Raw genomic sequence first — 18,494 nt, 5'->3', positions numbered from 1 at the left:
CCGGCGCGATACGCTTGGCCCCAGGTTCGCTTGCTTCAGTAACTGCAGGGCCGATCGTTGCCAAATCCGCCACTGCACGCTGGCCGCAGCGCAAAGTCGGCATTGTGAGCGCCATAGCCGACTGACCCCGTCGTTCTGGGAACCTCCGAGCTCGTCGAACACGCCGTTGCGACGCCCGCGACGGCAAGCACTATTCCCAGGCACATCATTTTTCGAAGCGTTTTCATTGCATCCACCCCTGCGTAGCCTGCCACCAGTTGTGACAGAAACTAGTTCGCGGTGGGATCGGGGAAACGGCACGTCAGATCAACACTTCGGCATCGAACGCTGTGGCGTCTTTCTGCAGTCGTAAGGCCGCCCTTCACCAGTTTGGCACGGCGTATGCATGACCCTTGCCGGGGTTCCTTTGTCAGGAGGGAAAATGACGGCTTTGGTTACCGATATCGTCAGCGCCACTGGTCAGCTTGAAGCAGCGATTCTCGATGCGACCACTGCAGATCCGGACGTACTGGTCTGCTCCAAGTCCATGAGAGAGAAAGCAAAATTTCTCCCGCAGGTTTTGGTGGAGCACTACCCGGAACTCTTCTGGATCGAGAGCGAGCTGCGCGGCGTATTCGAAGCCTGCTCTGATGCTATTGATCGCAAATCAGTCAATCCGTTGGTCGCAAAAGCGGCAATCTCGATCGCGGAGGAATACCGGCAGGTTATCGATGAGGTGAGGCGAAACAACTGACGGCTCACGAGAGCCGGCATCAGTTCGGATTGCCTGTCACAATCGCGTCCAGATAAGCGAGACGCAGATCACCTTCATCGTGCAGCCGCGCATACGCACGGTGTCGCCGCTCAGGGTCAGTACGCCAGTGAATGTCTTCTTGCTCTCGGGCTCGACGATGCTGCCGGTGAAATTGCCGTTGCTGCCTTTGAACGAGCCTATGCGCCTTCCCGCATTATTCCCGGTTTTCATAGTAATGCAGTAGCCTTGGGCGCATTCGTCGATGGTCGCGGTGGTGCCGACTTGCGTCTTCCAGTTACCCACAACAGGCTCTTGAGCCAGAGCGGTGAAGGTCACGAGCGCCATTGGCGCGGTGATCAGTGCCAGCCTTAGTAGCATGGTTTGCTCCCCTTCTTTGGCAATCAGGGTGAGGCCGTGGGAGGCCTAAAGCGTTCTACTATACGCCCCGATGGCGCTCGGCTCCAGCGCTGCGTGCTCCCCATGCTGTCTCGGCAGGTCATGCGCCCGGGACTGGTGTCAGGCAGACCCGGGCGATTGTTGCTGTCGGCTCAGCCTTCCAGCCACCTCACCTGTTCTGGTGTGAGCTTGATGTCGAGCGCCGAGAGGCTGTCTTCCAGTTCGGCGATAGTGCGCGGCCCGATCAGAGGAATGACCGGGAAAGGCTGGGCGATCACGTAGGCGAGCGCGATATGGATCGGGCTGCGGCCGAGCTTTGTTGCCAGCTCGATGGCCTTGTCCCGGCGGTCGAAGTTGCGATCCGAATACCAGCAACGGACGATTTCTTCATCGTCATGCTTGCCGCGGCCCGCACGGTCGGTAAAGAAGCCTCGGCCCTGGCTCGACCAGGCGAAGTTCGGGATCTGCTTTGCGTTCAGCCATTTCTTCCAGTCCTCGTCGGAGGCCGCCACGCATCCAGCCCAGATCGGATCAAGCATTTCGGCAAGCGAGAAGTTGTTGGATAGGGCAGCCGGCGCCGTCTTGCCGTTCTTGGCCGCATATGCTGCAGCTTCATCCATGCGTTCGCGGGTCCAGTTCGACCCGCCGAAGATGCCGCGGATCCGACCTCGCCTGACTTCCGCGTCCATGGCGTCGACGAACTCGCCGACCGGAATATCGGTGTTGTCGCGATGCATGAAGTAGATGTCGACATAATCGGTCTTCAGTCGGTTCAACGACTGATCGAGCTGCTTGCCGATCACATCGGGATAGCAAAGTGGGGAGTGAACGCCCTTCCCGATCAGCACGATCTCGTCGCGCGGAACTTTCCGGCTCGTATGCCAATCACCAAAGATGGCCTCCGTTTTGCCGCCGCCATAGACGAAGGCCGTGTCGAAGACATTGCCGCCTGCCTCGTAGAAGGCGTCGAGGGTGAGCGACGCGGCAGCGAAATTCGGGAAGAACTCGAAGCCGAGAGTGACGACCGAAGCAGGCTTGGAAATGCCGGGAATCTGCCGCTGTGGAATACTGCTGCCGCGCCGAACGATTCCGCCTGCAAGGTTCGTGGTCCGCCTGTCTGACTTCTCGACCCCATATTCCAGGCCGATCGAGGCGCGCCATTGATCGAGAACGCGCAGGTTTCCGATGGAATCGCTCCAGCCCATGCCGGGTGCGCGGAATTCCTTTTCGCCGGCGCGGATTGCATCGCCGGCTGCGTCCACTTCAAATGAATAGAGCCAGCGGTCTTCCTTGACCTCGACGGTCTGCTGCTCGCTGCCCTTGAAGATCTCGATCCGACCGACGCCGCCCTTGTGACCGGAGGCAAACCAGAAGTCCTTGACCTCGATGCGCCCCTCCGAACCTATGATGCGCAGCGTGTTGTCCTGTTGCGCCATGATGGAGCAGGACACTTCGGCGATAACGCCGTTCGGAAATTTCAGGACCGCGGAGGCCCATTCATCGACACCCGACTGACCGAGATGACCGACACCGGAGACCTTGTCCGGTTCGAGGAACGGTTTGCCCTCGGCAGCACCCGCAATCAACCGCGCCATGGAGACCGGATAGCCGCCGACGTCGAGGATGCCGCCACCGGCGGTATCATTGGAAAACAGACGATGTTCGGGTTTGAACGAGCCCATGTTGAAACCAAAACTCGAACGGATGATCCGTACAGTGCCAATGACGCCGCTCTTGACCAGTTCGACGATCTTGGCGGTCTGCGGGTGAACCCGATACATGAAGGCTTCCCCGGCGAAGACGCCAGCCTTTTTGGCTTCATGGTAGATCGCATCGGCATCGAACGCGGAAAGCGCAATTGGCTTCTCGACAAGAACGTGCTTGCCCGACCGGATCGCCTTGATCGCCCATTCAGCATGGCCGGTATGAGGGGTCGCGATATAGATCGCGTCGATCTCTGCATCCGTCAGCAGCGCGTCATAGCCTTTGACAATCCGGGCGCCTGGGAAGTTTTCGGCAAGCCCCGGCTTTTCCGGATTGCGGGAGGCGATGGCAACGAGCTTTCCGGTGCGCGAATGGGCGATACCGTCCGCGAAGGTGCGGGCGATCGTACCCGGGCCGATGATGCCCCAACGGATCGGTTGGTCTGTGCTCATGGGAATTCCTCTTTCATTGAATAGGTCTTGGGATGAGGTGGCAGTCACCGGAGGCGGTTGCCGGCGCTGTCGAACAGGAAGCTGCGGTTGGCGCTCAGACCGACAGTCAGCGTGTTGCGATTGCCGGCCGCCCGCGATTCGGGACGCTCGATGATCAGCTGTTCGCCTGCCGCCGTGGTCGCATAGATGTAGCTGGTATTGCCGAGGTGTTCCGCGACATCGATCGTAACGGTAAGATCCGCATCGCCCTGCCCCGCGTCGACGAAGTGCTCCGGGCGCAACCCAAGCGTTACCGACTGACCAGCCTCGAGCAGGCCTGTTACCGGCATGGTCAGACGAACATTCTTGTCACCGGCGACAGCAACGGTGACGCCCGCAGCATTCCGTTCCAGGATTTCGGCCTTGAGAAAGTTCATTTTCGGCGAACCGACGAAGCCGGCAACGAACTGGTTGGCGGGATCATCATAAAGGTCGAGCGGCGCGCCCACCTGTTCGATGTTGCCGGCCCGCAGGACGACGATCTTGTCGGCGAGCGTCATCGCTTCGGTCTGGTCGTGGGTAACATAGATCATCGTCGTACCGAGCTGCTTGTGCAGTCGTGATATCTCGACACGCATCTGCACCCGCAGTTCGGCATCCAGGTTCGACAGCGGTTCATCGAACAGGAAGACCTGCGGTTCGCGCACGATGGCACGGCCGATGGCGACGCGCTGGCGCTGGCCGCCGGACAGTTGCTTCGGCCGTCGCTGCATCAACTCGTTGATCTGCAGGATGTTGGCCGCGTGCTTGACGCGCTTTTCCGTATCCTGCTTCGGGTTGCCGTTCATGCGCAGGCCGAAGCTCAGATTTTCCTCGACAGTCATGTGCGGGTAGAGCGCGTAGGATTGGAAGACCATGGCGATGCCGCGCTCGGCAGGTTCGACGTCATTGACGACCTTGCCGCCGATCTTGATCTCGCCGCCCGTGATATCCTCAAGGCCCGCGATCATGCGAAGCAATGTCGACTTGCCGCAGCCGGAAGGGCCGACGAAGACGACAAATTCACCGTCCTTCACTTCAAGATTGGCGCCGTGGATGATTTCCAGCGCGCCGAAGCGCTTGACGACATTTTTCAACGAAAGTTCCGACATCAGGCGTTCCCCGATTATTTGACTGCGCCGGCCGCGATGCCGGCGATGAAGTGGCGTTGCAGGAACACAAAGACGACCAGGATCGGGGCTGTCAGCATGATCGCACCCGCCATGATGCCTCCCCAGGACACCTTGGTCAGGCCGATCAGCGTTCCAAGGGCCACAGGCGCCGTCATCATTCCAGGCTTGGAGTTGATGAGGAGCGGCCAGAGGTAGTTGTTCCAGGAGTGCAGGAAGAGGATGATGGCCAGCGCGGCCATCGTCGGCCTTGCAAGCGGCAGGGCGATGCGGAGGAAGATTTGCCACTCCTTGACGCCCTCGACACGTGCGGCATCGAAGAGCTCGCCGGGCATCATCGAAAAGGCCTGACGCATGAAAAGAACGCCGAGGGAATTGAAGAGCGGCGGGACGATCAACGCGATCCACGTGTTTGCCAGCCTGAATTCGCGGGCCACCATGATGAACTGCGGGATGACGACGACGGCAAAGGGCAGCGTGATGGTCCCAAGAATGATGCCAATCACGATCGACCGCCCGACGAAGCGGTAGCGCGCCAGCGCCCAGCCGGCCATCGAAGTGAGAAGCACCGACAGGAACGTATAGATCGCCGCGACGCCGATGGAGATGAACATCGCGCGGAGGAAGTCGGTGTCCGCCTGCAGGTTTTTAAAGTTCTCGACGAAGTTGGTCGACGGCCAGAGAACAATCTCGGGGCTGAAGATGCCGAAATCCGACATCGTGGAGAAGACGAACATCATCCATAGCGGAAACAGCCAGATGAGGGCGAGCGGCGTCAGGACGGCATGAAGAGCGATCTGTCGCAGCAGCAGGGATTGAGACTTCGATCTCATTTGGGTTCCCTTCCGATCCAGAGGTTGAGCAGCGAAATCGCCACCGCCAGAGCTGCCATCGTGTAGGCGACAGCGGAGGCGTATCCGAAATTGAGAGAGCGGAAACCTTCACGATAAAGCAGCAGGCCAAGCGTTTCGGTTCCACCGCCCGGGCCGCCGCGGTTGGTGATCAAGAATGGCTCGGTAAAGAGCTGCATCGTGCCGATGACCGACAGGATGACGCAAAACAGGATGATCGGTTTCAGGAGCGGCAGGGTGATGTGGAAGAACTGCTGTGTCTTGCTGACGCGATCGAGCGTTGCTGCCTCGTAGACGTCGTCTGGAATGGATTGCAGGCCGGCAAGTATGATGATCGCGTTATAGCCAGCCCAGCGCCACGTCACCGCGATGATGATCAAGGCCATGGCGGCGTTGGCATTGTCGAACCAGGAGACCGCCGGGAGGCCAACCAAGGTGATGATCTTGTTGATGATCCCGAAATCGAAGCTGAACATCAGGCGGAAGACTGCGGAATAGGCCACTTCGCCGACGACGACGGGTGCGAAAAACGCAAAGCGAAACAGGGGCCGCGCCTTTAGAAGCGGGGAGTTCAGCAGGACAGCCATGACGGTCGCAATCGTGATCATGACCGGCACCTGGATGACCAGGATGATCAGCGTGTTGTAGAGCGCGTTGTAAAAGGCAGGGTCACCAATGAGACGACCCCAGTTAACGCCGGGACTGAATTTCCAGGGGTTGACACGCGTATTCTGAAACGAGGTCAGAAACGAACTGATGATCGGCCATATCCAGAAGGTGGCAAATACCAAGAGATAGGGCGCAAGAAAAGCGTAGGCGTTCCGGTTCCGGATCGGCATTCTATTCTCCTCACAGACGAGACGAGCCATCCCTGAGGATGGAGGCCGGGCGCCAAGCGACGCCCGGCACCGTTACTCATTTCGCAAGGGGAAGACCGGTCGCCGTCGCGATCTGTTTTGCGGCGTCGTCAAGCGCGGCCTTCGCATCAGGATAGCCGCCGGCGAAGTACTTGGTCTGCGCTGCCCTGTAGATCGAGTCCGCATCCGTCTGGAACGGCGTCCCGCGGCTTGGAACGATCTTCGGCAGGGTCGAAAGGATATCGGCCCATACCTTCTGGTCGTGCCAGTAGGGCTGTGGTTGGTTGACGAACGGATCCTGGACTGCGGTCAACAGCGACGGGACGAGGCCGAAGGATTTCAGCATCGTCACCTGGCCCTCATTGGTGCCAAGTGCGTAGTTGATGTAGGTCCAGGCTGCTTCCTTGTTCTGGGAATTGGCAGCGATCGCAAGCGACGAGCCGCCGAGGTTCGCAGCATGCGGGCCATCGGGCGTCAGGCTTGGCATCATGTAGACGCCCCACTTGCCGGAAAGGTCGGGCGAGCCGGAGCGAATGGTGCCTTCATACCAGCCGCCATACATCTGGCTTGCCACCTTGCCAGCGGTATTGGCCTGGATCTTCTCGTCCCAGATGGCTGCCGTCAGCGTTCCGGCGTCCTTCATCTGCTTGACTTTTTCGAGTGTCGCAACGCAGGCCGGCTGATTGATGGTAATCGTCTGGCCGTCCGTTGAGAAATAGCCGCAGCCCTGCTCGTTGGAAATCATCCGGAACCATTCGCTGTCGCCGTTGAAGTCGGCTTGCGCCATGACGACGCCCGGATTGGCCGCGGAGATCTTCTTGCCAGCCGCAATGAAATCGTCCCAGGACTTGATCGTCGACGGATCAACGCCGGCCTTTTCATAGAAATCACGGCGATAGAAGACGGCCACCGGACCGGAATCCCACGGCATGGCGTAAGCGACATCACCGACTTCAAGCTCCGTGCGCTTGAAATCCGGGAATTTCGCCTGGATTTCGGGAGTGTAGCCCAACTCTTTCAGATTGGCGAAGCAGTCCGGGAAGCGGCTCCAGAAGATTTCCGCCTCGAAGTTTTCCACGCTGACGATGTCGGGCAGTCCTTCGCCACCGGCGGCGCAGGCGGCCAGCATCTTGTCGAAGACCTGCTGGTTGCCGAGATCCTCGACCGTGACCTTGATGTCAGGATGCTGCTTGTTGAAGCCTTCGAGCGTGGACTTCAGCGCCGATGCGGCGATGTTCCAGCTCCAGATGGTCAGATTGCCCGACTGCTGTGCAAAGGCAGAACCGGAAGCAAGAAGTGCGACTGCAGCGGTCGCACCGATGAGTTTGAAGCGCATTGAAAATCCTCCCTTTTCAATTGCCGTCCCTTAGCGAACGCGGCTAGACTATCTACAAGGGAGCCGCTGTCTCCTAAAAAGGGAACATGGACTTGGCGGAAAGTAAGATCGTAAGGCGGGCAGTCTATCAGCCGGGAGCGAGCAGCATCGAGGGTTTGCCGACGGCCCTTCAGATGTTTCACAACCATCCACCCGTAATGCTCATGCCTCATTGGCATGTGCAGGTCGAAGTGAATTATATCATGCAGGGTAGCGTGCACTACCGCATGAACGGCCAGAAAATCTCGATGAAGGCGGGCGATATGTGCCTGTTTTGGGGTGGGCAACCGCACCAGATGGACGATTGTTCCGAGGACGCAATCTATGCCGGCGGCCACCTGCCACTGGTCTATTTCTTCCGTATGCGCCTGCCGATCAACATCTCCAGCCGACTGATGAAGGGTGAGATCCTGTTCACCTCGGCAACTGATGCGGCCGACCTCGAGAACTTTCCGCGCTGGGTGCGCTATACCAAATCCGGCGATCCCGCCAAGGCTCAGCACGCCGTCGACGAGATGCTGTTGCGGGTAGAGCGAATCGCACTCGAACCCTATTCCATGATCCCGACCCTCGGGCCGACGGATGCCGACGATATCGAGCAATGCTACCCGCAATCGTCGCGAAGCGTGGCGCGTATGTGCGACTTCATCGCCGTCAACTTCCTGCAGGAAATCGATTCGGTCGATATCGCTCGCGCCGCCGATCTTCATCCGAAATATGCGATGAACCTGTTCAAGAAGACCACAGGCATGACGCTCAGCAAATATGTCAATCTGCTGCGTCTGTCACGGGCGCAGGCGATGCTGATGAACGATGAGGCGAACGTCTTGCAGGTCGCGATGGACAGCGGCTTCGGGTCGATCAGCGCCTTCAACAAGTCGTTCCGCCATATCGCCGGGATGTCGCCTTCCGATTTTCGTCGCGATGCGCGCATGGTCACGCAGTATGCGCCCTAGTCCGTTGCCTCACAGATTTCGTGTCGTGGCAAACACATTGTAGACAAGCTCGGCGGAGGCCGACAGTTCACGTTCCTTGAGCTTGATGAGGCCGAAACCCGGAACGGAGATGTCTCCCTCGATCTGCAGCGCCTTGACGAGACCATGCCTCTCGAGGAGCGCGGCAACAGGCTCGGCGAAGATGCCAAGACGCTGGCTCTGCAGGATCAGCAGCATGGTCAGGAGCGCATCAGAGGTCGAAACGACGCTGGCCGGTACGATGCCATGGCGCCGGATGAAATCATCAATGACCTGCCTGAGGAACGAGCCATGCGGCTGCAGCACCCAGCTCTGGTGCCGGAGGTCGTCCTCGGTGACGACAGGTTTTGCCGAGAGCGGATGATCCACCGCCACGATGACGCGCAGCGTCTCCTGGCCAACAGGCAGATAATCAAACCAGAGTGGGTTCATGCCGCTCGGAATTCGGCAAACGGCAAAGTCGAGCCTCCTGCTCAGCACGTCCTCGAGCAGCACGTCGCTGCTTCCTACAGCGATGCTGATGTCGATTGTCGGATGGGTCTGGAAGATGCGTTTGAGCGCGGGGGCGACATAGTCGGCGGCTGGCGTCATGATCGTTCCGAACGCGACGCTGCCGCCCTGCCCGGCTGCGGCGACCACCATTTCGTATTCGGCGCGCTGCGCCTCGGAGATCAACATCTTGGCGTGGCGAACGATCACCTCTCCTTGAGGGGTGGGGATAAGTCCACGGTTGTGTCTCTCGAAGAGCTGGTGTCCGGACATTTGCTCCAACTCGTTCAATGTCCTCGACAGTGCCGGCTGCGAGACGCCGAACATTTCTGCAACGACACCGAGCTTTCCGTGCTCGCTGAGCGCCACGAGCATCTTCAGGTGGCGTAGCCTGAAACCATCCAATCCCATGCTTGCCTCACTTGATATAAGGAATTTGCATATCAAAATGCGAAAGACTGATTATACATTCCTGTATCGATCAGCTAAGTGCATGACAACAACGGCGTCAAAGCAAGGAAATTCATCGTGGTTGAGAAAACACCTTCCCCGAATCAGAACGCAGTTCAAGAGCAGGACGGATCGCGTCAGCTTCGCTCGAAGGCCTGGTTCGACAATCTCGCAAATCCCGACATGACCGCGCTCTACCTCGAGCGCTACATGAACTTCGGTCTCAGCCAGGAAGAGCTGCAGTCGGGTCGGCCGATCATCGGTATCGCGCAGACGGGCTCTGACCTGTCGCCCTGCAATCGTCACCACATCGAACTCGCCAAGCGCGTTCGCGAAGGCATCCGTGACGCTGGCGGTATCGCCATCGAGTTCCCGGTCCACCCGATCCAGGAAACCGGCAAGCGCCCGACGGCGGGCCTCGATCGCAACCTTTCCTATCTCGGTCTCGTCGAGGTTCTCTACGGCTACCCGCTTGACGGCGTCGTTCTGACCATCGGCTGCGATAAGACGACGCCGGCCTGTCTGATGGCCGCGGCAACCGTCAACATTCCGGCGATCGCGCTGTCGGTCGGCCCGATGTTGAACGGCTGGTTCCGCGGCGAACGCACGGGCTCGGGCACGATTGTCTGGAAGGCACGCGAAATGATGGCGCGTGGCGAAATCGACTATCAGGGCTTCGTCAAGCTCGTCGCATCTTCCGCGCCCTCGACCGGATATTGCAACACGATGGGCACGGCAACCACGATGAACTCGCTTGCCGAAGCACTCGGTATGCAGCTGCCGGGCGGCGCCGCCATTCCGGCCCCCTATCGTGACCGTCAGGAAGTTTCCTATGAAACCGGCCTGCGAATCGTTGAAATGGTTCGGGAAGACCTGAAGCCTTCCGACATTCTGACCAAGGAAGCCTTCATCAACGCGATCAAGGTCAACTCCGCGATCGGCGGCTCCACCAATGCTCCAATCCATCTCAACGCACTTGCCCGCCACATCGGCGTCGAGCTGACGGTCGACGATTGGCAGACCTACGGCGAGGAAATCCCGCTGCTCGTCAACCTGCAGCCGGCTGGCGAATATCTCGGCGAGGACTACTATCACGCCGGTGGCGTTCCCGCTGTCATGGGCGAGCTGATCAAGCATAACCTCCTCAACACCGGTGCAATGACCGTCAACGGCAAGACTGTTGGCGAGAATTACACCACGGCGACGATCGAAGACGACAAGGTGATTCGCCCGTTCGAGCGTCCGCTTAAGGAGCGCGCCGGGTTCCGCGTCCTGCGCGGCAACCTCTTCTCGTCGGCAATCATGAAGACGAGCGTGATCTCGCCCGAGTTCCGTCAGCGTTATCTCTCCAACCCGAATGATCCGGAAGCCTTTGTTGGCCGCGCTGTCGTCTTTGACGGACCGGAAGATTACCATCACCGCATCGACGATCCGTCACTGGCAATCGACGCTTCAACGGTCCTCTTCATGCGCGGCGCCGGCCCGATCGGCTATCCGGGTGCGGCCGAAGTTGTCAACATGCGCGCTCCGGACTACCTCCTGAAGCAGGGGATCAGTTCCCTGCCCTGCATCGGCGATGGTCGCCAGTCCGGGACGTCCGGATCGCCCTCCATCCTCAACGCTTCGCCAGAAGCGGCAGCAGGCGGTGGGCTTGCGCTCCTCAAGACCGGCGACCAGGTTCGTATCGATCTCAAGAAGGGGAGCGCCAACATCCTCATCAGCGACGAGGAGCTCGCCGAACGCCGCAAGGCGCTCGAGGCGGCCGGGGGCTACGTCTATCCGGAAAGCCAGACGCCCTGGCAGGAAATGCAGCGTGCCTGCGTTGGTCAGATGGAAACCGGTGCCGTGCTCGAGCCTGCCGTCAAGTATCAGCGTATCGCTCAGACGAAGGGCATTCCGCGCGACAACCACTAAGTCGTTGGCGCGCGGGCGAGAGCGCGTGGCGCCGAAGACAGTCTGATCGAGTACAATGGGCGCGACGCTTTCTCCCGCATCGCGTCCATTTGCGTTTCCGGTCGAGAATCCTTGGTTTTGACCTTGTCGTCAGGCACCGATTGTGATCGATTTTCACGGCCGCTGGGTTGGAGGGCGGCCGGTTCGTTTTTCATTTTGAGCGCGTCCATCGCTCGCGTGACGGAACATGACGATGTCTTATACTCTTCTGGACTCTGCTGCCGCCGGTGGCTTGTTTGTAGGTCGTGCCTGGAACCCTGGTGTCCAAGGGCCGAGCCTCGTGGTGGTTCGGGATGGCCAGGTAGTGGATATCACTTCCAAGAACGTGCCGACGCTGAGCGCACTTCTGGAGCAGGCCGACGCCGCAGCAGTTGCCCGTAATGCACAAGGCCCTGTGCTCGGCACGCTGGAGGAGATCGCTGCCTCGGGCATCGGCACACCCGACCTGTCGCGCGTTCATCTGCTTGCTCCGGCTGACCTTCAGGCTATTAAGGCCTGCGGCGTGACGTTTGCCCAGTCGATGATCGAGCGGGTCATCGAGGAGAAGGCCGCCGGAAACCCGGATCGTGCAGCAGCCATCCGGGAGCGCGTCAGCACGCTCATCGGCGGTAGCCTCAACAACCTGAAGGCCGGGTCGCCGGAAGCTGCCAAGGTCAAGCAGGCGTTGATCGAGGAAGGCATGTGGTCACAATATCTCGAGGTTGGCATCGGGCCCGACGCCGAGGTGTTCACGAAGTCGCCGGTGCTTTCTTCTGTCGGCTGGGGTGCCGATGTTGGTCTGCATCCGATCTCGACCTGGAACAATCCCGAACCCGAGATCGTGCTTGCAGTGAATAGTCGCGGGGACATCAAGGGTGCAACGCTTGGCAACGACGTCAATCTGCGCGACGTCGAGGGCCGCTCGGCGCTTCTGCTCGGCAAGGCGAAGGATAACAATGCTTCCTGCTCGATCGGCCCGTTCATCCGTCTGTTCGACGAGACCTTTGGCCTCGATGACGTGCGCAGCGCAGAGCTCGACCTCAAGGTTACCGGGACTGACGGTTTCGTCCTTCACGGCAAGAGCTCGATGTCGAAGATCAGCCGCGACCCGACTGACCTCGTCAAGCAGACCTGCGGCGCCCATCATCAGTATCCGGACGGCTTCATGCTGTTTCTGGGAACGCTGTTTGCCCCAACGCAGGATCGCGATGCGCCGAATCAGGGCTTCACCCACAAGGTTGGCGACGTCGTCGAAATCTCTTCGGCGGGTCTCGGCTCGCTCGTCAACACGGTGAGGCTTTCGACCGAGTGCCCGCCCTGGAGCTTCGGGATTACGGCCCTGATGGCAAGCCTTGCAAGGCGCGATCTGCTGTAGGTTTTGAAGACGCGGTGCGCCAGGCGCCGCTGAAATCTTGCGCCGGACGGGCAGGCTACCTGTTCCGGCGCAACTGATCACATATATGCTTCTAAAACAGGGCCGAAGCGTTGAGGATGCCATGAAGAAGAGAGCTCTTGTACTGGTTGGAGCATTCCTTCTTGCTGCATGCACGGCTACGAAGGATTTTTCATCTCCCGGCCTCGAGCCGATCCCCGGCAGTGTCACCTATGGCGGTCAGCCACGCACCAAGCTGACGAAATCCCCGCCCGGATCGACGTTCCCCCACAACTTCATAGATCAGTGGGGTCGACAAGTGGATGAAACCTACATGATACAGCCCGACAGGTCGTTGAAGATCGTCCACAGGGAGTTCCGGCCAATTCGCTTCAACCGGTGAGCAATGTTGACGCGGGCCTTAGCGAAGGCCGTAGCCTGGCGGTCGTTGTGAGCGAGCCTTCGCCGCATGTTCAGGCTGGAGTCACATTCTTGTCAGATGATATTACCCAACTAGGAAGAACTACCAATTGAATTTGGCCCATGCCTAATACACATTTATGGGAGTGCTATGCCGGAGATCGAGCGATGATCGCCACGCCGGCCCGGTCATGGAAACGCGTATGATGAATGCAAAGACACCAAATGCCATCGATACCTATGTCGGTTCTCGCGTGAGGATGCGCAGGCAACTCCTAGGTCTCAGTCAGGAAAGGCTAGCCGACCAGATCGGTGTTACGTTCCAGCAGGTGCAGAAATACGAGAAGGGTCTGAACCGGATCGGTGCCAGCCGGCTGCAACGGATCGCCGAGGTCCTGAGTACGTCGCCGAGTTTCTTCTTCCAGCAGAACGAGTCCGAGCCAGTGAGCCTCGTTGAGACGAATGTCGCGGCTGACCCCGTCGCCGAATTCCTGCATTCGAAGGAGGGGCTCGCACTTAACCGCGCGTTCCTGAAGATCACCGATACGCAGCTGCGCGAAAAGATCGTCGCCCTGGTCAAGGCCATGGCGCAGGCGCAGGAAGGGCGTGACGTATCAGGTGAGCGAGGAAAACACGGCGAAACCTTCGCCTGAGCAATCAGGCTCATGTGATGTAGGGCCGGCCGGCATTATGCAATTTTGCCTGTCATCCCCGTGCGTTGTTCGGGCGGTCGGGCAACTCATGCTCGCTCTTCCCAAACCCTTGCAAGCTCAACCAGAGTGGCGACGGCCCTTTCCATGTCCTGCCTGCTGATCCATTCGCGTGGTGAGTGGAAGGCGTGCCCGCCTGCAAATATGTTCGGACATGGCAGTCCCATGAAGGAGAGACGCGAACCGTCCGTTCCGCCTCGAATACTGCCGCGAACCGGTGACATTCCGGCACGGCGGATCGCTTCGATGGCGTTGTCGACAATCTGCGGGTGGCGATCGAGAACCACCTTCATGTTGCGATACTGCTGCTTGACGGCGAACGTGTAAGACGAGCCCGGATAGTCCTTCATCACCTCCCGCACGATTGCTTCGAGACGCTTCTCCTTGTCGGCGAGGCCGCTTTCTTCGAAGTCCCGGACAATGAGGCTGATAGCCGCCTTTTCCATCGATCCGCTCAGACCGGTCGGATGGATGAAGCCTTCTCGTCCGTCGGTCGTTTCCGGTGCGATATTCCTCGGCAACCGATCTATGATCGCACCGGCGATCTTGATGGCGTTCTCCATTCTTCCCTTGGCAAAGCCTGGATGGATGGCGACGCCCTCGATGGCAATTTCCACACCGTCGGCCGAGAACGTCTCGTCTTCTATGTGTCCGGCTGTCTCGCCATCCATCGTATAGGCAAATTGCGCACCAAGCTTGGTCAGGTCGACCTTGTCAACGCCGCGACCGATCTCCTCATCGGGCGTGAAAAGCAGCTTGATCGTTCCGTGCCTGATGTCGGGATTATCCATCAGGATTTGCGCCGCCGTCATGATTTCGGCGATACCGGCCTTGTCGTCGGCACCGAGCAGCGTCGTCCCGTCGGTTGTAACGATATCGTTGCCGATCTGGTCATTGAGCGCCGGATTCTCAGTAACGCGAATGACCTGCTTCTGGTCACCGGAGAGCTGAATGTCGCCGCCGCCATAGTTGTGGAGGACTTTTGGCGTCACATTCGTTCCCGTGAAATCTGGTGCCGTGTCCATGTGCGAGCAGAAGCAAATGACCGGGACTGTCTTGTCGGTATTCGACGGAAGGGTCGCATAGACATAGCCATTCTCGTCGAGGTGAGCATCGGACACGCCAATCTCCAGCAACTCGTCCACGAGCAATCGACCAAGGTCCTTCTGCTTGGCTGTCGACGGCTGTGTTGGTGATCCCGCATCCGATTGAGTGTCAATAACGACGTAGCGGAGGAAACGATCGAGGACAGTGTCGGTCATGGCGGCTCCGGTTTGTGTTTGGCGACGCACGGGTATAGCCTTCCAGGACAGGTCTTGAATAGTGGCCTTCGACGCCCATGTTCGACCGCAGGCCGGCGAAACCAGGGGGGCTGCCGTCCAGCGAATGCCAGTGTCAGACCTAAGTCCAATGGAACCTTGAGACGTCCGACTTAGTTCCTACGCCGTAACGCAAAAATCTATTATGGTTGGAGTGGAAGATGAGAAAAATTATCCTGGTTGGTGCATTTATGGGCGCGTTGGCCTCGTGCACCGCGACCGAGAAGGGAACGGCGATCGGTGCCGGTTCGGGAGCCATCATCGGCGGCGCAGTCAGCAATAGCTGGGAAGGTGCGGCCATTGGTGCCGTGGCCGGCGGCGTGGCGGGTGCCCTGATTGGACGCTCTACCGAACATCGCGGCTACTGTGTCTATCGTGACCGGTATGGCCGCAGGTATGAGGCACGCTGCTAGGCGCATGCCCGATGACCGCCTCCTCCTCAAGAGGCGGTCATTTCCATCATGTCCTCGCTAGTGGGCACTTTGTTGTTTTGCCCGCGCGACGATCTGCGTCGGGTTGACGAACTGCAGCGCGAGAACCAGCCAGAACAGTGTCGTGACCATGTAGACCACCGCCATCGCATCGATGGACTGGCCCGCCCGGACGCCTGACGCAAAGACGGCATAGTAGAGGGAGACGACGAGCGTTTGGGTCGTGGGGCCGGCAATCAGGAAGGTGAGCTCGAACATCGCGATGGTTCGAACCAGAACCAAAAGCAAGGCAGCCAGCATTCCCGGCAGGAGCAGCGGTAGCAAGATCCGCAGAAAGAGGCTTGTCGTTCCTGCACCGAACACGCGTGCTGCCGCTTCGATGCGCGGGTCGATCTGCTCGATGAAGGGGATCATCACCAGGACCACAAAGGGCAGCGAAGGCACGATGTTGATCAGCACGACACCCCAGAATGTGCCGCCGAGGCCGAGCCGATAGAGAACGGTTGCGAGCGGGATACCGTAGGTCAGCGGCGGGATCAGCAACGGCAACAGGAACAGCAGGACGACAAGGCCCTTTCCGGGAAAGTTGCGCCGCGCAAGCGCATAGGCGGTCGTGACGCCCAGAATTCCGGAAATGATGACGACGGTGAAAACGATCTCGAAGGTGACGAGAACGACGCTGGAAAGCTGAAATTCCTTCCAGGCACTGAAGTACCAGCGTGTCGTCCAGCCGGCCGGCAGCCATGTGCCAAGCCAGCGCGTCGCAAACGAATTGACAATGACGGCTGCGATGACGGCAAGCAGGTTTAGCACAAAAAGGACGGCTAGCGTCCAAATGGCGAAACGCCAGATCTTCGAGGTGAGGCCCTGATCTCGGATCATGATTAGCCTTTCGTGCCGCCGGCGGGGCCGCGGTAGAAGAGTGAGCGTATGGCGAGAACCGTCAGCACGACAGCGAGCTCAACGGCACCCATGATGAGCGCGATCGCCGAACCGAGCGAATGATCATATTGCTCGAAGGCGGCCTGATAGGCGGCAATGGAGATGACACGCGTCGGCCCTGCCGGCGCACCCAGAAGCACGGCGGAGGGAAAGACAGCGAAGGCCTGGACGAAGGCAAGGCAAAAGGTGACCGCTAGGCCCGGAACCAGAAGCGGCAGGAAGACGCGGAAGAAGCGCTGCCGTGGCCCTGCGCCCAATGTTGCGGCTGCCTGTTCAATCGCGGGATCGATACCGGTGACGTAGGACAGCGTGAGCAGGAAGGCAAACGGAAAGCCGGTGATCAGCAGCGAGGCAAAGACGCCCCAGTAATTGTTCGTCAGCTTCACGGGCGTGTCGAGGATGCCGAGCAGCAGGAGCGTATGATTGAACCAGCCGCGCGGGCCGAGAAAGGTCAGCAGTCCGTCGGCCACGAAGACCGTGCCAAGGGTGATTGGCAGGACGAGAATGGTCGTCAGCAGACGCTGTCGGCGCATCAGGCGCACGCGCAGGGCAACCGGCACCGCGAATGCGAGGTTGATTATGGTTACCGGCAGGGCCAGCCACATGGTCGCAGCGATCGTTTGGTACTGGAACGGATCGCTGAAGAATTTCGTGTAGTTGGCATACCAGGCGCCCTCTTTCGGCATGAGTGAATCGGCCAGGCCGTAGAGGAAGGGGTAGACGAACAGCGCGATCATGAAGATCAGGCCTGGCAGAAGCAGCAGCGTCGTGCCGTCAAGCCCACGAGCGGCAAGTCGAGTTTGCAGCGAGGGTTGGTTCATCCGGCCGCCCCCGAAAAGACCAGGGCCCGACCGGCAACCGGCTGCAGCCTCGTCGATGCGCCGCGACCCAGCGGCTCGTCCGCCCGGAAATAGAGTTCCGAACCGTCGCCTGCCCGCGCCATGCCGAAGAATGCACGTCCGCGATACTCCATGCTGCTGACGGTGGCGGCGATCCCCTCGCCGTTGGACGCGACAAGATCCTCCGGACGGACGGACAGGATGGCTGCATCACCTGCCTTGAGGGGCGAACGCATCGTGCCGACGAGGCGAGCGCCGGCGACCTCGATCTCAGCCTCATCGCCGGACACGCGCGTAATGCGGCCCGGTACACGGGTTCTGAAGCCCATGAAGTCGGCGACATCAACGTTGACCGGCCGCTGGTAGAGATCCTGGGGCGAACCGATCTGCTCGATATGACCCTGGCTCATGACTACGATGCGGTCGGCAAGCGACAGCGCCTCGTCCTGGTCATGCGTGACATAGATGGTGGTGGACCCGATCTGGTCGTGGATACCGCGAATTTCGGCGCGCATTTCAAGCCGGAGCTTTGCATCAAGATTGGATAGCGGCTCGTCCATCAGGACGATTGGCGGGCGAATGACAATGGCGCGCGCGATTGCGACGCGCTGCTGCTGCCCGCCAGAGAGCTGGCCCGGCAATTTGTCGGCTTGGCTTTCGAGGCGAACCAGAGCCAAGGCATCGCGAACGCGCTGGTCGGCCTCGGGACCCTTTATGCCCTGCATGGCAAGCCCGAAGCCGACGTTCTTTCGGACAGTCATGTGTGGAAACAGGGCGTAGCTCTGGAAAACCATCCCAAAGCCGCGGCGCTCCGGTTCGAGCTGGTCGATGCGCGTGCCACCAAGGCGGATTTCGCCGCCCGTCAGCGCAAGCAAGCCGGCAATGCAGTTCAGCGCGGTTGACTTGCCGCAGCCGGATGGACCAAGCAGCGCCACGAACTCGCCGGGCTCGATCGCAAGATCGATGCCATTCAAGGCGTTGAACGCCCCGAAGGCGCGACGCATTCCGTCGAGTTCCAGGCGCGCGTTCTTGCGCGTCGATGCTGCGGCATTCGATACCGAGGTCAAACCAATCTCCATCTGCAGAATGAGGTGGCCGGC

Annotated in this window: 18 protein-coding genes; 7 read left to right on the top strand and 11 right to left on the bottom strand. The window is 59.7% G+C overall.

Translation table 11 applies throughout. The features are described from left to right. Nucleotides 1–385 precede the first annotated feature (385 nt). Nucleotides 386–733 carry a hypothetical protein gene (locus RHIBUN_RS0103215; RefSeq protein WP_245271620.1) on the top strand — a complete coding sequence of 116 codons (348 nt, stop codon included), beginning with the start codon at nucleotides 386–388 and terminating at the stop codon, nucleotides 731–733. Nucleotides 734–769: 36 nt separating this feature from the next. Here the strand turns inward: RHIBUN_RS0103215 and RHIBUN_RS0103210 are convergent, their stop codons facing one another. The 6 genes from RHIBUN_RS0103210 to RHIBUN_RS0103185 all read right to left on the bottom strand — a co-directional run bounded on the left by RHIBUN_RS0103210 (nucleotide 770) and on the right by RHIBUN_RS0103185 (nucleotide 7,477). Beyond that, complete coding sequence (locus RHIBUN_RS0103210; RefSeq protein ID WP_025658417.1) at nucleotides 770–1,111, bottom strand: DUF2147 domain-containing protein; 342 nt, start codon at nucleotides 1,109–1,111, stop codon at nucleotides 770–772. A 170-nt stretch (nucleotides 1,112–1,281) separates the two neighbouring features. Beyond that, complete coding sequence (locus tag RHIBUN_RS0103205) at nucleotides 1,282–3,285, bottom strand: aldo/keto reductase (protein ID WP_025658416.1); 2,004 nt, start codon at nucleotides 3,283–3,285, stop codon at nucleotides 1,282–1,284. A 44-nt stretch (nucleotides 3,286–3,329) separates the two neighbouring features. After that, nucleotides 3,330–4,415: a sn-glycerol-3-phosphate ABC transporter ATP-binding protein UgpC gene (ugpC, locus tag RHIBUN_RS0103200; RefSeq protein ID WP_025658415.1), complete on the bottom strand. Its 1,086-nt coding sequence runs from the start codon at nucleotides 4,413–4,415 to the stop codon at nucleotides 3,330–3,332. Nucleotides 4,416–4,429: 14 nt separating this feature from the next. Continuing rightward, entirely contained in the window at nucleotides 4,430–5,266 is an 837-nt protein-coding gene (locus RHIBUN_RS0103195) for a carbohydrate ABC transporter permease (RefSeq protein WP_025658414.1), read from the bottom strand. Then, nucleotides 5,263–6,123 (bottom strand): sugar ABC transporter permease, encoded by an 861-nt coding sequence (locus tag RHIBUN_RS0103190; RefSeq protein ID WP_025658413.1) that lies wholly within the window; start codon nucleotides 6,121–6,123, stop codon nucleotides 5,263–5,265. Before RHIBUN_RS0103190 ends, RHIBUN_RS0103195 begins: the two co-directional genes overlap by 4 nt. Nucleotides 6,124–6,199: 76 nt before the next feature. Then, nucleotides 6,200–7,477 carry an ABC transporter substrate-binding protein gene (locus tag RHIBUN_RS0103185; RefSeq protein WP_025658412.1) on the bottom strand — a complete coding sequence of 426 codons (1,278 nt, stop codon included), beginning with the start codon at nucleotides 7,475–7,477 and terminating at the stop codon, nucleotides 6,200–6,202. 86 nt (nucleotides 7,478–7,563) lie between these two features. Between RHIBUN_RS0103185 and RHIBUN_RS0103180 the strand changes: the two genes are divergently transcribed. After that, complete coding sequence (locus RHIBUN_RS0103180) at nucleotides 7,564–8,472, top strand: helix-turn-helix domain-containing protein (RefSeq protein WP_018855535.1); 909 nt, start codon at nucleotides 7,564–7,566, stop codon at nucleotides 8,470–8,472. A 9-nt stretch (nucleotides 8,473–8,481) separates the two neighbouring features. On the opposite strand, the gene RHIBUN_RS0103175 is transcribed toward RHIBUN_RS0103180, so the two are convergent. Continuing rightward, on the bottom strand, nucleotides 8,482–9,390 hold the full coding sequence (locus RHIBUN_RS0103175; RefSeq protein ID WP_025658411.1) for a LysR family transcriptional regulator: 909 nt from the start codon (nucleotides 9,388–9,390) through the stop codon (nucleotides 8,482–8,484). Nucleotides 9,391–9,507: 117 nt separating this feature from the next. Between RHIBUN_RS0103175 and RHIBUN_RS0103170 the strand changes: the two genes are divergently transcribed. The 4 genes from RHIBUN_RS0103170 to RHIBUN_RS0103155 all read left to right on the top strand — a co-directional run bounded on the left by RHIBUN_RS0103170 (nucleotide 9,508) and on the right by RHIBUN_RS0103155 (nucleotide 13,806). Beyond that, nucleotides 9,508–11,343 (top strand): IlvD/Edd family dehydratase, encoded by a 1,836-nt coding sequence (locus tag RHIBUN_RS0103170; protein WP_026371556.1) that lies wholly within the window; start codon nucleotides 9,508–9,510, stop codon nucleotides 11,341–11,343. A gap of 232 nt (nucleotides 11,344–11,575) precedes the next feature. Then, nucleotides 11,576–12,736, top strand: a complete 1,161-nt coding sequence (locus tag RHIBUN_RS0103165; protein ID WP_025658409.1) for a fumarylacetoacetate hydrolase family protein — start codon at nucleotides 11,576–11,578, stop codon at nucleotides 12,734–12,736. A gap of 121 nt (nucleotides 12,737–12,857) precedes the next feature. After that, nucleotides 12,858–13,136, top strand: coding sequence for a hypothetical protein (locus RHIBUN_RS0103160; RefSeq protein ID WP_025658408.1), 279 nt, complete (start codon nucleotides 12,858–12,860; stop codon nucleotides 13,134–13,136). Between the two features lie 223 nt (nucleotides 13,137–13,359). Further along, nucleotides 13,360–13,806, top strand: coding sequence for a helix-turn-helix transcriptional regulator (locus tag RHIBUN_RS0103155; RefSeq protein WP_025658407.1), 447 nt, complete (start codon nucleotides 13,360–13,362; stop codon nucleotides 13,804–13,806). Between the two features lie 86 nt (nucleotides 13,807–13,892). Here the strand turns inward: RHIBUN_RS0103155 and pepT are convergent, their stop codons facing one another. After that, nucleotides 13,893–15,125 (bottom strand): peptidase T, encoded by a 1,233-nt coding sequence (gene pepT / locus RHIBUN_RS0103150; RefSeq protein WP_025658406.1) that lies wholly within the window; start codon nucleotides 15,123–15,125, stop codon nucleotides 13,893–13,895. A gap of 218 nt (nucleotides 15,126–15,343) precedes the next feature. Here pepT and RHIBUN_RS0103145 point away from each other — a divergent pair, with 218 nt between their 5' ends. Beyond that, entirely contained in the window at nucleotides 15,344–15,595 is a 252-nt protein-coding gene (locus RHIBUN_RS0103145) for a YMGG-like glycine zipper-containing protein (RefSeq protein ID WP_018855528.1), read from the top strand. A 57-nt stretch (nucleotides 15,596–15,652) separates the two neighbouring features. Here the strand turns inward: RHIBUN_RS0103145 and RHIBUN_RS0103140 are convergent, their stop codons facing one another. Genes RHIBUN_RS0103140 through RHIBUN_RS0103130 form a run of 3 tightly spaced genes read right to left on the bottom strand, consistent with a single transcriptional unit; the run spans nucleotide 15,653 to nucleotide 18,473 of the window. Beyond that, nucleotides 15,653–16,495 (bottom strand): ABC transporter permease subunit, encoded by an 843-nt coding sequence (locus tag RHIBUN_RS0103140; RefSeq protein ID WP_025658405.1) that lies wholly within the window; start codon nucleotides 16,493–16,495, stop codon nucleotides 15,653–15,655. 2 nt (nucleotides 16,496–16,497) lie between these two features. After that, entirely contained in the window at nucleotides 16,498–17,376 is an 879-nt protein-coding gene (locus RHIBUN_RS0103135; RefSeq protein ID WP_025658404.1) for an ABC transporter permease subunit, read from the bottom strand. Then, nucleotides 17,373–18,473 (bottom strand): ABC transporter ATP-binding protein, encoded by a 1,101-nt coding sequence (locus tag RHIBUN_RS0103130; protein ID WP_037214821.1) that lies wholly within the window; start codon nucleotides 18,471–18,473, stop codon nucleotides 17,373–17,375. The genes RHIBUN_RS0103135 and RHIBUN_RS0103130 overlap by 4 nt, the downstream gene beginning before the upstream one ends. Between the last annotated feature and the right edge of the window lie 21 nt (nucleotides 18,474–18,494).

Origin of the sequence: Rhizobium sp. IBUN (assembly GCF_000510625.1) — a bacterium.
Lineage (GTDB): Bacteria > Pseudomonadota > Alphaproteobacteria > Rhizobiales > Rhizobiaceae > Rhizobium > Rhizobium altiplani.
Note: the sequence above shows the minus strand (reverse complement) of the source record. Positions and strands in the feature narration are given on the sequence as shown.